The 14,408-nt window shown below is 66.5% G+C and carries 12 protein-coding genes; 2 read left to right on the top strand and 10 right to left on the bottom strand.

What is annotated here, in order from left to right; genetic code table 11:
- Nucleotides 1-3 precede the first annotated feature (3 nt).
- Nucleotides 4-609: a GTP cyclohydrolase I FolE gene (gene folE / locus NMQ16_RS10560; RefSeq protein ID WP_257080557.1), complete on the top strand. Its 606-nt coding sequence runs from the start codon at nucleotides 4-6 to the stop codon at nucleotides 607-609.
- Nucleotides 610-1,230: 621 nt separating this feature from the next.
- Nucleotides 1,231-2,394, top strand: a complete 1,164-nt coding sequence (locus NMQ16_RS10555) for a porin (protein WP_257080555.1) — start codon at nucleotides 1,231-1,233, stop codon at nucleotides 2,392-2,394.
- Between the two features lie 234 nt (nucleotides 2,395-2,628).
- On the opposite strand, the gene NMQ16_RS10550 is transcribed toward NMQ16_RS10555, so the two are convergent.
- From NMQ16_RS10550 to NMQ16_RS10505, 10 genes are all read right to left on the bottom strand, one after another.
- Nucleotides 2,629-3,963 carry an adenylate/guanylate cyclase domain-containing protein gene (locus tag NMQ16_RS10550; RefSeq protein ID WP_257080553.1) on the bottom strand — a complete coding sequence of 445 codons (1,335 nt, stop codon included), beginning with the start codon at nucleotides 3,961-3,963 and terminating at the stop codon, nucleotides 2,629-2,631.
- A 237-nt stretch (nucleotides 3,964-4,200) separates the two neighbouring features.
- The gene (locus tag NMQ16_RS10545) at nucleotides 4,201-4,926 is read right to left on the bottom strand and encodes a type II secretion system protein (RefSeq protein WP_257080551.1); all 726 of its coding nucleotides are present in this window, start codon (nucleotides 4,924-4,926) and stop codon (nucleotides 4,201-4,203) included.
- Nucleotides 4,923-5,840 (bottom strand): hypothetical protein, encoded by a 918-nt coding sequence (locus tag NMQ16_RS10540; RefSeq protein WP_257080549.1) that lies wholly within the window; start codon nucleotides 5,838-5,840, stop codon nucleotides 4,923-4,925. Before NMQ16_RS10540 ends, NMQ16_RS10545 begins: the two co-directional genes overlap by 4 nt.
- A complete protein-coding gene (locus tag NMQ16_RS10535) occupies nucleotides 5,837-6,241 on the bottom strand; it encodes a hypothetical protein (protein ID WP_257080548.1) in 405 nt (134 codons plus the stop codon). Before NMQ16_RS10535 ends, NMQ16_RS10540 begins: the two co-directional genes overlap by 4 nt.
- Nucleotides 6,238-6,840, bottom strand: a complete 603-nt coding sequence (locus NMQ16_RS10530; protein WP_257080547.1) for a hypothetical protein — start codon at nucleotides 6,838-6,840, stop codon at nucleotides 6,238-6,240. Before NMQ16_RS10530 ends, NMQ16_RS10535 begins: the two co-directional genes overlap by 4 nt.
- Nucleotides 6,837-8,360 (bottom strand): hypothetical protein, encoded by a 1,524-nt coding sequence (locus tag NMQ16_RS10525; protein WP_257080546.1) that lies wholly within the window; start codon nucleotides 8,358-8,360, stop codon nucleotides 6,837-6,839. The genes NMQ16_RS10530 and NMQ16_RS10525 overlap by 4 nt, the downstream gene beginning before the upstream one ends.
- Nucleotides 8,360-9,562, bottom strand: coding sequence for a type II secretion system F family protein (locus NMQ16_RS10520; RefSeq protein ID WP_257080545.1), 1,203 nt, complete (start codon nucleotides 9,560-9,562; stop codon nucleotides 8,360-8,362). The genes NMQ16_RS10525 and NMQ16_RS10520 overlap by 1 nt, the downstream gene beginning before the upstream one ends.
- A gap of 2 nt (nucleotides 9,563-9,564) precedes the next feature.
- A complete protein-coding gene (locus tag NMQ16_RS10515; RefSeq protein WP_373566773.1) occupies nucleotides 9,565-11,319 on the bottom strand; it encodes a GspE/PulE family protein in 1,755 nt (584 codons plus the stop codon).
- Nucleotides 11,309-12,553: a tetratricopeptide repeat protein gene (locus tag NMQ16_RS10510; RefSeq protein WP_257080540.1), complete on the bottom strand. Its 1,245-nt coding sequence runs from the start codon at nucleotides 12,551-12,553 to the stop codon at nucleotides 11,309-11,311. The genes NMQ16_RS10515 and NMQ16_RS10510 overlap by 11 nt, the downstream gene beginning before the upstream one ends.
- A complete protein-coding gene (locus tag NMQ16_RS10505; protein WP_257080538.1) occupies nucleotides 12,550-14,196 on the bottom strand; it encodes a pilus (MSHA type) biogenesis protein MshL in 1,647 nt (548 codons plus the stop codon). The genes NMQ16_RS10510 and NMQ16_RS10505 overlap by 4 nt, the downstream gene beginning before the upstream one ends.
- Nucleotides 14,197-14,408: the final 212 nt, after the last annotated feature.

Here is a 14,408-nt window from a genome sequence, read left to right as displayed (position 1 = left end):
ACCATGAACCATTCAGACACCACACGCCCGAGCCGGGAAGAAGCCGAGGCGGCTGTCCGTACGCTGATTCAGTGGGCCGGCGACGATCCGACGCGCGAGGGGCTGCTCGACACGCCGTCGCGCGTCGTCAAGTCGTATGAGGAGTTCTTCGCCGGCTATTCGATCGACCCGCGTGAAGTGCTGTCGCGCACCTTCGAAGAGGTCGAAGGCTACGACGAGGTGATCGCACTGACCGGCATCCGCTTCGAAAGCCATTGCGAGCATCACATGGTGCCCATCATCGGCAAGGCGCATATTGCCTACCTGCCGGATCGGCGCGTCGTCGGCATTTCCAAGCTCGCGCGCCTGGTCGAAGTGTTCGGCAAGCGTCTGCAGATTCAGGAAAAGATGACGGTGCAGATCGCGGACGCGCTATACGAAGTGCTGCAACCGCGCGGCGTTGCGGTGGTGATCGAGGCGGCACACGAATGCATGACGACGCGCGGTGTGCACAAGCCGGGTGTCGCCATGGTGACCAGCCGCATGCTCGGTGCCTTCCGCGACGACGCCAGCACGCGGCGCGAGTTCTTCAATCTGATCGGCCGGACCGCGGGCGGCTGCGAAAGCTGAGTCAACGCGTCAGGTCAGGCAGCGCGGCGAGGCGTCGCTCCAGTGCACCGGGTTCGGTCGCGCGGGGCGGGCCTCGCCGCGATGCGTTGTGACCGACGGTCTCGTTGCCTCCGCCCGGATCCCCGCCTTCCAGCCAGGGTTCTCCGCACTCAGCATGTCCCGCCAGATCTCTTGCGACGCCAGCGCGAACATCCGGGGACGATCCGGGGCCCGGTGTTTGGCATCGCCGGCCGCAATCGCGGGTTGGAGGCGTCGAGGCGTGATCCGCTCAGCCTCGGTCGCATGACGCTTCTTGTCTGCATATATATATGCGGCAGCGAGGCCCGGGCAGAACCCGGAGCGGCTATCAGGCGGATCCGGTGGAGTTCCTCGCCAGTGAAGGTTCTGTCCTGGCAGTTGGAAAGCCAGCCTAGCCTCCCTCTTAAGGCTGTTGCACGAAAACCACAACGCACCGGACGGGTGCATACGTAATTCTACGCATGGCTTGCAGGGAGCTTTCATGCTTCGGTACAGTGCGGTCCACCTTCTGAATGTCCGAAGGTGTGTAGCCCGGCAGTACAGTCGCTCTGCGATCGAACACGATCCGGGCACCCACTATCATCGCAAGAGGAGAATTGCGTAATGTCCAAGAAATTGCTTGCAGCTGCGATCGCAGCCGCACTCGTACCGACCGCCGTACTCGCCGAAGCATCGAACGTGACCATGTACGGTCGCATCGACTACGGTTTCATGTCGCGTGGTGGTGACAGCGGTGGCAACTCCCAAGCCGGTCAGACGGGTCGTCAGAACGGCTTTGAAGACGGCATCCTCGGCACCAACCGCATCGGCTTCCGCGGCAGCGAAGCGCTCGGCAACGGCCTGAAGGCAATCTTCGAATTCGAATTCGGTTTCGCAGGTGATACCGGCCAGGCGTTCGGCGGCACGTCCAACCGTCACAGCTGGATTGGTCTCGAAGGCGCTTTCGGTACCGTGCTCGGTGGCCGCGTTGATGGCGCTCGTTACTCCTTCGTCGGCCAGTACGACCCGTTCAAGAACCAGACTGTTGCCAATGCCGGTTCGCTGTTCGGCGTGACCTCGGGTCTCGGTCAGGCTGACCGTGCCGACAACGCAGTGGTCTACATCTCGCCGGAAGTTGCTCCCGGCCTGAAGTTCCTCGCCGCTTACACGACCAACCTGCTGGGCGAAGACGGCAGCAACCCGCTGGCCGCAGCCGGTATCGGTGGTAACGGCACGGATGTCGATGCCGGTGACACCCCCCTGTATGCGCTGGCCGCGCTGTACAACAACGGCCCGATCAGCTTTACGCTCGATTACGAAAACCTCCAGGTCAAGCGCAGTGTTGCCAATGGCGGCAGCGATCTTGAATTTGACCTGTGGGTCGTTGGTGCCAGTTACGACTTCGGCGTTGCCAAGCTGTCGGCCTACTACGAGAACGTAGAAGGTGATGACACCGCTTCCAAGGCGATTTCGGAAAGCGACGGCTGGCTGGTTGGTTTGACTGTTCCGGTCAGCGCCAACTTCCTGCTGAAGGCCAGCTACGTGAAGGCCAACGACGACGCTCGCAACAACGCCGATTGTAAGAAGTGGGGCTTCGGCGGTGAGTACTCGTTCTCGAAGCGCACGACTGCCTACGCGACTGTTGCCAAGCTGAGCGCTGACAGTGCTGCGACCTGCGCGATCTCGAAGAATGCTTCGGGCACGAGCGGCACGGCTACTGCGAACGGCAACAGCGGTGCAGGCTACGGCGACACCGGCTTCAACGTTGGTATCGCACACACGTTCTAATCGGTTTCCGATCAGAAAGCTGTGTTGAAGCGGGCGCCTTCGGGCGCCCGTTTTTCGTTCACCTTTCTCGGTGTATCGTCGTTCGATCGGCGTTCTCGAACAGCTGACTCACATGCTCTGTGACCTGTGGTCACAGAGCATGTGAGCAGGGACGGGTACTCATGAAAGATTGAACGTGCCGTCACTGAAAGCGATCGCCTCCGCTCCCGGCCAACCGGCCCGGGTTGCGCCCGTTCAGCGCTCCGGCGTCGCGTCGAGCAGGATGTCGACCTGTCCCGCCGTCATGCCAACCATGTCGTCCTTGCGTCCGATCAGTCGATACACCACGGTGTCGCCCTTGCCCTTCAGATAGAGCGTCTGCGGCGGGTGGAAGTCAAAGCGGTTGCGCAGGCGGAGGTAGGTCGTGGTGTCGACCTGCACCATGCCGGGGACGCCTTCAGTGGTGATGCGACTGGCCAGATTGACGGTGTCGCCCCACAAGTCGTAGATGAATTTCTTCTTGCCCACCACGCCGGCGACAACCGGACCGGTGCCGATGCCGATGCGAAGATCAAGCAGTACGCCGGTACCGGTGGTCTGGTTCCTGAGCCAGTCGCGCATTTCCAGCGCCAGATCAGCCAGCGCGGCGGTGTAGTCCGACGTGTTCTCGTTCAGGCCGCCGGCCACCATGTAGGCGTCGCCGATGGTCTTGATCTTCTCCAGGCCGCGCGCACCGGCCTGTTCGTCGAAGCGTGAAAACACGCGGTTGAGCATCGAGAACACCTGTGCCGGCGTCATGCCGGCGGCCACCTGGGTGAAATTCACGATGTCGGCGAACATGACGCTGACGTCAGCAAATCCGTCGGCGATGTTCTTTTCGTTCTGCTTCAGGCGTTCGGCGACCGGACCGGGCAGGATGTTCAGCAGCAGGCGTTCCGAGCGCTCCTGTTCGCTTTCCAGCAGCGCGTGCGCTTCGGCAAGCTGACTGGCGGTGCGCTGCTTCTGTTCGATCGCGAAGCGCAGCAGCATGAACACGATGGTCGAAATGGCGAGGAAGTTGAGCGCGAAAAACACCACGCTGGTTTCCACCGAGACGGTGGCGTCGCGGTAGGTGCTGGCGTCGGCCAGATAGAAATCGAACACGCCGGTCAGCACGATCAGCAAGGCGTAGGCGAAGAACCAGGCAAGCGCTTCGCGCGCGCCGATGCACAGGATGGCGCCGACCGGCGCCAGCAAGCCCCACAGCAGGATGCCGCTGGCCGTGATGAAATTGCCGATGGCCCACTGTGCGACGAAGGGCACGAACAGGAACAGCCCGAGCTGGGTGCTGCGGAAAAGCTTGAAGTTGCCGCTGCGGATGTACAGCAGCAGGTTGCCGGCCAGCAGCAGCTGGTAGGCGAAAGGCAGGGTGGCCGACAGTTGCGGGCCGATCGACCAATACACCGCCAGCCACAGCATCGACGCCACACAGACCAGGCCGGTCGCCAGCACCAGCAGCGACTTGTTCAGCCGCTCTTCTGGGCTGTCGCCGGGAAGAATGCCGCCACTGCGCAGGCGGGCGACGAAATTTGTGGAGGGGCCGGCACTCATTTCAAGGTCCGGATCGCGGCAGGAGCGCCGCGGGGGGGCGGTGAGCAGCGGAGTTTTTGTGCGAGCGGCGTCCTCGCCGCGATACGCACGTGGACCGTCGACCTTCACTGCACTGATCGCGGCGGGGGCGCCGCTCCCACAGCTCTCCGGTCAGTTCGCTCCGTGTTCTGTGAGCGGCCCTGTTTTCCCTGTTGGAACAGCGTCCTGTGACACGCCCTGCATTGCAGGAAGCGCCGCTCACGGCAATTGCCCCGCATTCATCATTCGGCCGAACAGCACGAAGCGCGATTCCCATGCCACGAGGTCATCGAACTCGCCGCCTGCGGCAGCCGTGCTGACGCTGCCGTCGCGCGCATAGAGCACGCCAGAGGTACCCGGCTGCGAGCTGTTGGCCTGTTCGTCGACGTTACTGGCCGAATCGTGGGCGATCAGACTGCCAACCGCCGTTGTGGCACCCCGTCCATTTTCGCCGTGCGACCACAGCGCGAAGGCCACGGCGGTGCCGCTGTTCAGCAGCACTTCGGCGCCGGCTGTGTCACGGGTACGGATCGTGACGTCGCCTTCGCCGGTGAGCGCGATGCGCTGTCCGGGTGCAACGACGAGACTGCGCGCCGCAGTGGTGTTCTGCGACACGACATAGCCGAGCCGGTTGCCCCAGCCGTCGAGGCCGCGCACGCCCAGCGTCTGCCAGGGCAGCAGGCCGCGCCGGTTGGCGCAGCTGCCGCCGGCGCGGCTTTGTTCGGTGCCGTCGACCTCCGACACCGCCGGGCAGGGCAGCGAACGGTTGACCACGGCGAACGCGACAACCGCCTCGCGGGCTTCGCGCAGCGCCGTCTGTGTATCGGCGATGCGCGTGCGCAGCATGGCGAGTTGCAGCGCGGCGATCGCACCCACGCTGAGCAGCGCGACGATGGTCAGGACCACCGCAATTTCGATCAGGGTGAATCCGCGCTGGCGCGTCATGATCCGGTGCACACGCCGGCGCAGGCCGGCAGCAGCGACAGCGCGCGTGTCACGCGTGAGCCGTCTGCCAGCGTGACGACGCCCTGTGTCCCCGACGTGCAGACGTGGGCGCACCATTGATTGTTGATCCACCATGCATGCGGCGGCGTGCCGTCGCTGGCGAGCGAAATGTCGCCCAGCACGCGCGCACCGGCGCTGGCGAAAAGACGGCTGGTGGTGAGCGTGAGCACGCGGTCGTTGAAATCGTCCTGCGCGCGCAGTGCGATGGCGTGCTCGCCGTCTGTGTGCGTATAGGCAGTGCCGGCCACCGTCGCGCCTTCGACGAATTGTTCGATGCCGCCTTCGCGGCAGCCGGACTCGCCGAAGCCGCCGCTGCGCGACTGACCCGGCAGCGCGGAGCCGGGTGCGATCAGTACTGCCGCCACCGGCTGGCCAGCGCCCGCGGCACTGACTTCGACGATGCCGCCCGACGTTGCCGGGTTCAGTGCCGGCTTGTCGGCGCTGCTGCCGCGCTCGCTGGTCTGAATGTTGTTGCTGAAGCGGGCGCTGCGCGCGTACCACAGGCATTCTCCTGCGCCATCGAGCACCGGGCCCATGCCCAACGTGCGCCAGGGCAGACGACCGATGTGGCCGCTGCAGTTGAAATCGGACACGCCGTCGTTGTCGAGATCCGGGCAGGGCAGGGCGCCCGGCGAGTTGTCATGGTTGCCGGCGACATTGCCCAGCGCACCATAAGCCGCCAACGCATCGCGCGCCCTGGCCAGCGCGCGCTCGGTGGCCAGTTCGCTGTCGGTGCCTGCAGGCGACGACAACGCGCGGGCCAGCGTGGCGATCGCCAGCAGACCGAGCAGCGCGATGGCGATCAGCAGCGCGGCGCCGCCCTGCCGTTGTCGTGTCGACGGCCTTGCGCTCATCGGCTGCGACCCGGCTGCAAGTCGATCACGCCCGAAGCCGGCGCTGCCTGACCGGCTTCGTCGACGGCGGTCTGTTCGCCCGGGCGCAGCCTGACCGCCTCACCGGCATTGCCCGGCAGCTGCAGTGCGGTGCCCGCCGGCTGTGCCTGCAGCGATGGCAGTGCGCGTGCATCCAGCGCACCGCCATTGACGAACCAGGTCACCGGGCCGGAAGAGCGGACGACGATGCCGTCGTGCCGCACCGTGCCGACGGCACGTGGCACGGTGGCCGCCTGCACTGGCTGGCCGCGCAGCTGCTCCAGCCGCGCGCGCTCCGCCGCACTGTAGAAAAGACGCCCGAGCGGCTGCGCCGCCGTCGCATGCGCGACGCCGCACAGAAGCAGGAGCAGCGCGCGTTTCACGACGCGCCCCCCTCTTTCGGACGGAAGGTGATCCAGTCGAGCAGGCAGTCGGCCTGCAGCGCTTCCGGGGTCGCGTCGGTCACCACACGCAGCACCATGCTGCACTCGCGTACCCGTACCAGGGCCGGCGCGAGCTGGCTCAGTTCGTCGAGCAAGGTCAGCAGGTCACCTTCATGCAGCAGCGGCAGGCGCAGGCGCAACGTGCTGCTGCTCACTTCGAGTTCGCCGGCGTCAGACGGTGCGATCGAGCGATCGAGCGGCCGCTGCGGCGAAAATTCGTAATCGAGCGCGCCCAGGCGATGCCGCGCCCGGGTGTCGCGGATCAGTTCGACCCAGGCCAGACGCTGTTCGGCGCCGATGGCGCCGCGCGCGGCGAGCTGACGGTAACGGTCGATCTTCTGCGCGATTTCCAGCTCTTCGGCCTGCGCTGCGGCCAGCCCGCTCTGCGCGGCAGCACGCGCGGCGATCGCGCGGGTGTGGTCCTGCTTCGCTTCGTCAGCCAGCCGGGCGCTTGCCCACAGCGCGCCGGCACCCGCCAGTGCCATCAGCGCGGCCAGCGCCGCGGCACCGCGCAGCTTCTTCAGGTCGGCGGCGTTCATGGCGCAAGCCCCCGGCTGATCAGCAGCGCGAATTGCGGCGTACTGTCGGCGTCGCTGCGGTCGCTGCGCGCCCCGCCGCGCAGCACCTGACCCGATTCGAGATCGAACGGCGGACGCGTGACTTTCACCTGCAGGCCGTCCGCTGCACGGCCCAGATCGAGGGCAAGGGCGTCCACCAGTTCCAGCGCCCGTCTCTGCTGGGCGCCGTATTCGGCGGGCAGCCGCGCCTGCACCAGCAGTTGCGCCTCGACCGGCGCCAGTCCGTCGGCCACCGGCATGCCGGCACTGCCCAGCTTCCAGTCGAGCCGGTCCAGTTCAACCTGCGGGTAGCGCTCCAGAACGGCGCCGAGCGCCTGCAGCAGTCCGGCCGGTACTGCGCTGCGCTGCTCCAGTTGCAGGCTGCGTTCATGCACGACCCGAAGCGTGTCCAGCGGCACCGGTGTCGGCGGCAGGCGCGCAATGATGTCGCGCCGGGCGGCTTCGGCACGCCGCGCGTCGTCCTGCAGCCGCGCGCTCCTTTCGCTCAGTTCGAGGCTGTCGAGCGCGCTGTGCGTGGCCATCAGCAGGCATGCCGCCAGCGCCACGCTGCCGGCGGCGATCAGCGCGAAGCGCGCTTGCCAGACGCGGAAGGCGCGAAGTTCGGTGGCCGGCGCGAACTGTTCGGCCGGCGGCTGGCGCATCAGCGCCTGCACGAACAACGTTTCGCAGTACAGGTCGTCCGGCGCCGGGCGCAGGCCAAGCCGCTGTGCGGCCAGATGACTGTCGATCAGTTCGAACTGAAGCATGTCATTGCTGCGGCAGGCCTGCGAAAACTCGTCCATGCGGGCCGGCGGCACCAGCACGCGCACGCTCAGCGGCGCGTTGCGGGTGACCAGACGCTGGCTCAGCAGATAGGGGTGCAGCCGCCGTGCTTCTTCGGCGCAGGCGCGTGGCAGGTCGTTGCTCGACAGCGCGCCGAGCGGTGTCAGGCGCGAAAAGCGCAGGCGGCCCTCTTCGAAGAAGCTCTGCCGCACGCCGGTGCGGGTGATGGCCAGCAGCAGCGAGCTGCCCTGCGCAATGCGCAGCCGTTCGAGAACCGGTTCGCTGGCCAGTGCCACGCTGTGGATGCCGCTCAATGCGACATCGGCATCGCGCAGCGCCGCCAGCCAGGGTTCGAGCATGGCCGGCCGGGTCAGCGCGCAGAACAGCATCTGTTCGTCGCGCCGTCCGGCGCGCGAGCGCCCGAGCGAGCGAGCGCAGGTGAGCGTGGTGCCGAAGAAATGCTGGCCGAGCTTGCGCCGGATCAGTGCCGCGCGGTCACCGCCACGCACGAAAGGCACCATTTCGGCGATGAAGGCTTCGTCGGCCAGATCGCACAGCATCAGGTACAGGCCGTCACGTTGTGTGCGCAGGAAGTCGGCGAATGCGGCCACGCCGTCGCTCGTAGTCGCGAAGCGGGCGTGCTCGGTCACCTCCCCGGCGCGCCAACCATAGGCGACAAGCTGCGTCGCGTCGAGATAGAGGACGTGGCGGCGCGGCATCAGGTCTTCAACTTCGTCAGCATGTCGTACACCGGTCCGAGGACGGCGAAGGCCACGGCCATCAGCAGCAGGCCGAGCACCAGCGTCAGCGTCGGTTCCATCGCGGCCTGCGCGCGCGCAATCGATTCACGCACGTCACGCGTGTAGAAGTAGGACACCTCGCGCAGCGCGCGGTCGAGCGCACCGGTGCTTTCGCCCACGCGCAGCATGCGCACGACCAGCGGCGGAAACAGTCCGACGCTCTGGAACGCGGCGGTCACGTTCTGGCCCTGGCTGATCAGTGCGCCGGCGCGCGCCAGCGCGTCGCGCACGGCCTCGTTGCCGACCACATCTTCGGATGTGCGCACCGCATCGATGATCGGGATGCCGGCACCGTACATCATCGCGAACATGCTGGCGAAGCGCGACAGCACCACCTTGTGCAGGATCGGTCCGATCACCGGCACCGACAGTTTGAAACCGTCGAAGCGCTGCCGGGCGACCGGGTTGTAGCGCAACAGCGCAACAGCGCCGACCGCTGTCGCGACGATGAGCAACAGCACGGCCGGCCACCAGGCCAGCAGGAATTCCGAGGTGCCCATCAGGATGCGCGTCTGCAGCGGCAGCTCGAGCCCGGTGTTGCGGAAGAAGCGCGCGAGGTCGGGTACCACCACCAGCATCAGCACCGCGATGACGAACAGAAGGAAGGTGCCGACGATGGCCGGATAGGTCAGCAGGCGTCGTGTCTGCGACACCAGTTCGTCTTCCCATTTGAAGGCGTCGATCTGTTCGCGCAGCACCTCGGCCAGATTGCCGGTCAGTTCGCCGGCACGGACCAGTGCACAGAACACCTTGCTGAATGCGGCCGGATGTTCGGCCATGGCCTGCGACAGCGATCGGCCGCCCTCGATGCCTTCGACCAGCGAGGCGACGATTTCGCGCATGCGCGGGTGTTCGGTCGAATCGCGCAGGTCGGTCAGCGCCTCGATCAGCGGCACGCCGGAGCGCACCAGCTGTTCGAGGTGAAAGCTGAAGTTGATCAGTTCGAGTCGCGGCAGGCTGTGACCGAACAGCGGCTGCGCGTACTTCATCGGCTGGCCATTGACGAAGTCGAGCTGCATGCGCTTCAGGCGCATTTCGAGATCGACCAGATTGGCGGCGTCCATGCGGCCGAACACCATGCGGCCCTGCGTGTTCATCGCCTTGTACGAAAACATCGCCATCGTCAGCGCGCGTACCAGTCCGGACCGCTCTGGGCCATGCGTTCGGTGAGGTCGACCACGCGCGCCAGTTCGTCCAGCGAGGTCGAGCCGTCGATGACGCGCCGCAGACCGTCTTCGGCCAGCGAGCGGAAGCCCTTGGCGCGGGCGGCGTTGCGCAGCTCGCGCGCCGTGGCGCGCCGGGCCACCAGTTCGTCGAGGTCGGAATCCATGCGCAGCAGCTCCATCACCGCCAGCCGGCCGCGGTAGCCGGTGAATTCGCACGCCGGGCAGCCGACCGCATCGTGGATGTCCGGCGCTGCGCGGTCCTCGCGCAGACCGAGCAGATGGATTTCGTGCGCCTCGGCCGGTCGCGCCTTTCGGCAATAGACGCACAGCTTGCGCAACAGGCGCTGCGCCATGACGCCGATGATGTTGCCGGCCATGATGTCGGGCAGGATGCCGATGTCGAGCAGGCGCGGGATCGCGCCGAGCGCCGAGTTGGTGTGCAGCGTGGAATACACTTGGTGACCGGTCATCGCGGCGCGAAAAGCCATCTCGGCGGTTTCGGCATCGCGGATTTCGCCCACCAGGATGATGTCCGGATCCTGCCGCATCATCGAGCGTACGCCATTGGCGAAATCGAGCTTCACCGCTTCGGCGACCGAGGTCTGGCGGATCAGCGCCATCGGATACTCGACCGGATCTTCGAGGGTCATGATGTTCACGCCCTCGGAATTGATGTGGTTGAGCACCGAATACAGCGTTGTCGTCTTGCCGCTGCCGGTCGGGCCTGTGGCGAGGATGATGCCTTCGGGGCGCGCGATCATCAGCTTCAGCTGGTCGAGCTGCGAATCGGCCAGCCCCAGTTCGTCGAGCGCGACGATGCCGCGCGCCCGGTCGAGGATGCGCAGCACGATGTTTTCGCCGTGCAGTGTCGGTTGCGACGACACGCGGAAGTCGACTGGCCGGCCGCTGATGGTGAGTGAAATGCGGCCGTCCTGCGGCGCGCGCATTTCGGCGATGTTCATGCCGGCCACCACCTTGATGCGCACCGCCATCGCCGGCCAGTACGAGCGGTGCAGCGCGCGGATCTGCCGCAGCAGGCCGTCGATGCGGTAACGGATGCGCAGGAAGCCGGCTTCCGGTTCGAAGTGGATGTCGGAGGCACCGCGCTTGACCGCATCGGTCAGCAGCGCGTCGATCAGGCGCACCACGGGCTGGCTGTATTCGTCGGCCGAGGAGGCCAGTGCGCGGTAATCGACCTCGCCGGTTTCCAGCTCGGTCAGGATGCCTTCGATCGACAGTTCGTGGCCGTAGGACTGATCGATCGCGTGCGCGATTTCGGTCTCGCCGGCCAGCACGGTTTCGAGCTCGATGCCTTCCGGCAGCAGCGCACGAAGCTGGTCGAGCGCGACGATGTCGTTCACGTCGGACACGGCGACCGTCAGCTTGCGCGCGCTGACCAGGTAGTTCAGCGGCAGCAGCCGGTGCCGCTTGGCCAGCGCCTGCGGCACCAGGCGCAGGGCGTCGGCGTCGATCAGCGCATGCGACAGATCCACCGTGCGTTTGCCCAACGTGACGCCGAGTGCCTCGCGCAGCGTGGCTTCGCTGACGAAGCCCAGCTGCACCAGCAGGCGCCCCATCGGAATGTTCAGCTTCTGCTGTTCCTGCAGCGCGATGCGCAACTGGTCTTCGGTCACCAGACCCTGCGCCAGCAGCAACTGGCCGAGCGGGCGGCGCGGTGCGTTCGCCGGCGAGTTCATGTGCTCAGGGCCCATCCGGCGCGGCCTGCAGCGCGGCGATGCGGGTGGCCACTGCGTCTGCGTCGAAGGCTGCCGAGCGTTGGCTGCGCAACGTCATGGCTTCGCGGTAATACTGCAGTGCGAGCTTTGACTGGCGTAGCTGGTCGAGGCTCACCGCAAGGTTGTACGCATGGTCAGGCTGGTCGGGCGCCAGCGTCCAGGCGTTGAAATAGGCCTGCTGCGCTTCGCGCCAGCGTGCCTGTCCGGCATACAGATTGCCGAGCGCGAATGCAGCAGGTGCCGATTGCGGCTGTGCCGCGGCGATGTTCAACAGCCGTGCCTCCTGTGCGACCGGGTCGACGTTTTCGCTGAGTGCGACCTGCACCGACGGGTCGGCCGGATCGATTTCGGCGATGCGCCGCAACAGCATGCGCGCCTGCTGCGCATCGCCCCGCACGTCGGCCAGCGCCATCAGGCCGTGCAGCGCGTCCGGATTGCGCGGATCGGCTCGCAGCGCGCGTTCGTAGGCGACGCGAGCACGGTCGTACTCGCCTGCGTTGAACGCCGCGTAGCCTTCGTTGATGTCCTGCGGAATGACCGGCGCATTGCGGGTGATGCGGATCGGTGGCGCAGCGGGCGCTGCAGCGGGCGGCTGCGTCGGTGCCGGCGCATCGGCGGCGAGCTGACCGGACAGGAAGCGGCTTGACGGCGCGGCTGCCAATGCGTCATCGGGCAGTGCTGCGGGGGCGGTCACCGGTGAAGCAGCGGCCAGTGATGACGGTGCAACCGCAGCGACGGACGCAGTGGGTTGCTCAGGCAAAGGAACGGGTGCGGGTGTGGGCGCCGCGATGAGCGCCGGCGGCGGCGGCAGGGAGGCGGCCGGTACGACGGCCCGGCTGCTGTCCAGCAGACCGATCTGCCACATGACCCAGCCGACGATGCCGAGCAGCAGCAGGCCGGCCACACCGAGCAGCCAGGTGAGCGGAGACTTGCCGCGCGGCGCCGGTCGTTTTGCGTCGAACAGCACGCGCGCTGCTTCCGGACCGGGCGCGGGCGGCGGTGGCGTGGCCGGGCGCGGCTCGGGTACGTCCAGCCCGGCGAAGCGCGCGGCCTGGGCGAATTCATCGTCGATCAGTTCCAGCTCATGGGCCGGCGTGATGCGTGCCGGCGGCGGGGCCGCGACCGGCGTGGTTTCGCTTGCGGCTGCCGGGTCTTCCTCGCGCCGCTTGGCGGCCTCGGCCTTCTTCAGCGCTTCGAGCAGCAGGCTCACTGCGCCGGCTCCACGTTCCGGTTCGCGCCGGGCAGCGGGAAGGTCGGTTTCATGAAGCGCTCGTCCGGCAGTGAGTCGGCCAGCGAACGATAGTCACCGTCGAGACTGGCGTCTTCGATCACGACCGGGCGGATCAGCACGACCAGTTCGGTCTTGCGCGATGTCTCATTGCGCGCCGACAACAGCGCGCCGATGAAGGGCAGCGCCGATACGCCGGGAATGCTGTCGCGGCGGAAATTGAGTTCGTCCTGCATCAGACCGCCGAGCACCGCGGTTTCGCCGCTGGCCACGCGCATGACCGATTCGAGTTCGCGCGTCTGGATGACCGGTACCAGATTGGGCGAGCTCAGGTCGGGCGTCGGATCCTGCGCGTCTCCCACCTTGCGCGAAATGGTGGGCCGCACGTTCAGCAATACGTAGCCGTCGGCGCTGATCTGCGGCGTGACCGCCATCACCAGGCCGACCGATACCGAGCGCGGTGTGGCGGTGAAACTGCGCACGGCCTGCGTGTTGGTATTGGCGACCACGTCGGACTTGATCTCGAAATAGACGATGTTGTTGACGACCTTCAGCAGCGCGGTCTGGTTGTTCAGCACCGACAGCTTGGGGCTCGACAGCACCTTCACGTCGCCGTAGGTTTCAAGCAGCTTGATGCTGTCGACCAGTTCGCGGTTGCGGCCCAGACCGATGGCGAACGGCGCATTGGTCGTCAGATCGGTCGAGGTGGTGTTCAGCGACACCGTGGCACCGCCGCGCTTGCCGCCGCCGGCGAAGGCGGTCCAGTCGATGCCCTGCTGGTAGTTGTCGGTCAGCTGCACCTCTGCGATGGTCGCTTCGATCAGCACCTGGCGACGCGCGATGCGCGTCACCTGGCTGATGAATTCCTGCACCTTTTCGTGCTGGCGCGAGGTGGCGCGCACATTGATGACGCCGGTTTCGGCATTCAGGATGACCGACGCGGCTTCACGGAAGGTGGCGCGTCGCTCAAGCGGCGGCGCCGCGACGGCAGGATCGGTACCGGCGACCGGCGCGGCTGCCGGTTCGGTCATCGTGTCCGGCATCAGCTTGTCGGTTTCGTGCAGCAGGTCGCGGATATTGCGTTCCAGCGATTCCCAGAAGCGGTTCTTCGCGACGTTCTCGATCCGGGTGCTGGAGCTGTTGCCGGCATTGCCGGTCTGCGTGGCGACGTTCGCAGTGCCGCCGGTACCGGTGACCGCGGCAGAACTGGTCGAGGCGATCTGCGTATTGATCGACACCGCGCCCGTGACATCGCGCGACATGTTCACGTAGTCGACCCGGTAGCTGCGCAGGTAGGGCGCGTCGGGCATCACGACCAGATTCGGTCCGTCGAGCTCGAAGCGCATGTCGACCTGGGTGGCGATGCGCGTGAGCAACTGCGGCAGCGTCTGGTCGATCGCGTTCAGCGTGACCGCACCTTCGATGCCGGGGTGGATGTCTACATTCACCTTGGCATCACGCGCCAGCGCGAAAAGCAATTCGTTCACCGGCACCCGGTTGACCACCACGCTGTAGGTCTCCGACTTGTGCCGCGGCTGCGGCTGGGGCGGCGACAGCGGGCGGGCGACTGGCGGCGGGATGCCCTCGCGCGCCGCGCTGGTCGCACGGTCAGCCTTCTTTGCCACGACGTGTGCATCCGACATCGGCTGGGGGGTATGTGCCGCACAACCGGCAAGCAGGGCCGCAATCACGGCGCAGGGCAGAACGGGGCGCAGCAATGCTGTCATGGGCACGGAGACGGACGGTGACTCGGAATGAAACTGAATTCGGATGGTACGCGGAATCCGGGGTCGATCAACATGATGCGCAGTCGGCCCTGTTCCGTCAATGCCTTTGG

This window comes from Methyloversatilis sp. XJ19-49, from assembly GCF_024580145.1.
Taxonomy (GTDB): Bacteria; Pseudomonadota; Gammaproteobacteria; order Burkholderiales; family Rhodocyclaceae; genus Methyloversatilis.
Note: the sequence above shows the minus strand (reverse complement) of the source record. Positions and strands in the feature narration are given on the sequence as shown.

Coding starts and splice junctions, on each gene's coding strand:
- NMQ16_RS10520 (WP_257080545.1), bottom strand. CDS start 9,562: ATGGCGATGTTTTCGTACAAGGCGATGAACACGCAGGGCCGCATGGTG.
- NMQ16_RS10530 (WP_257080547.1), bottom strand. CDS start 6,840: ATGAACGCCGCCGACCTGAAGAAGCTGCGCGGTGCCGCGGCGCTGGCC.
- NMQ16_RS10525 (WP_257080546.1), bottom strand. CDS start 8,360: ATGCCGCGCCGCCACGTCCTCTATCTCGACGCGACGCAGCTTGTCGCC.
- NMQ16_RS10540 (WP_257080549.1), bottom strand. CDS start 5,840: ATGAGCGCAAGGCCGTCGACACGACAACGGCAGGGCGGCGCCGCGCTG.
- folE (WP_257080557.1), top strand. CDS start 4: ATGAACCATTCAGACACCACACGCCCGAGCCGGGAAGAAGCCGAGGCG.
- NMQ16_RS10515 (WP_373566773.1), bottom strand. CDS start 11,319: ATGGGCCCTGAGCACATGAACTCGCCGGCGAACGCACCGCGCCGCCCG.
- NMQ16_RS10555 (WP_257080555.1), top strand. CDS start 1,231: ATGTCCAAGAAATTGCTTGCAGCTGCGATCGCAGCCGCACTCGTACCG.
- NMQ16_RS10550 (WP_257080553.1), bottom strand. CDS start 3,963: ATGAGTGCCGGCCCCTCCACAAATTTCGTCGCCCGCCTGCGCAGTGGC.
- NMQ16_RS10545 (WP_257080551.1), bottom strand. CDS start 4,926: ATGACGCGCCAGCGCGGATTCACCCTGATCGAAATTGCGGTGGTCCTG.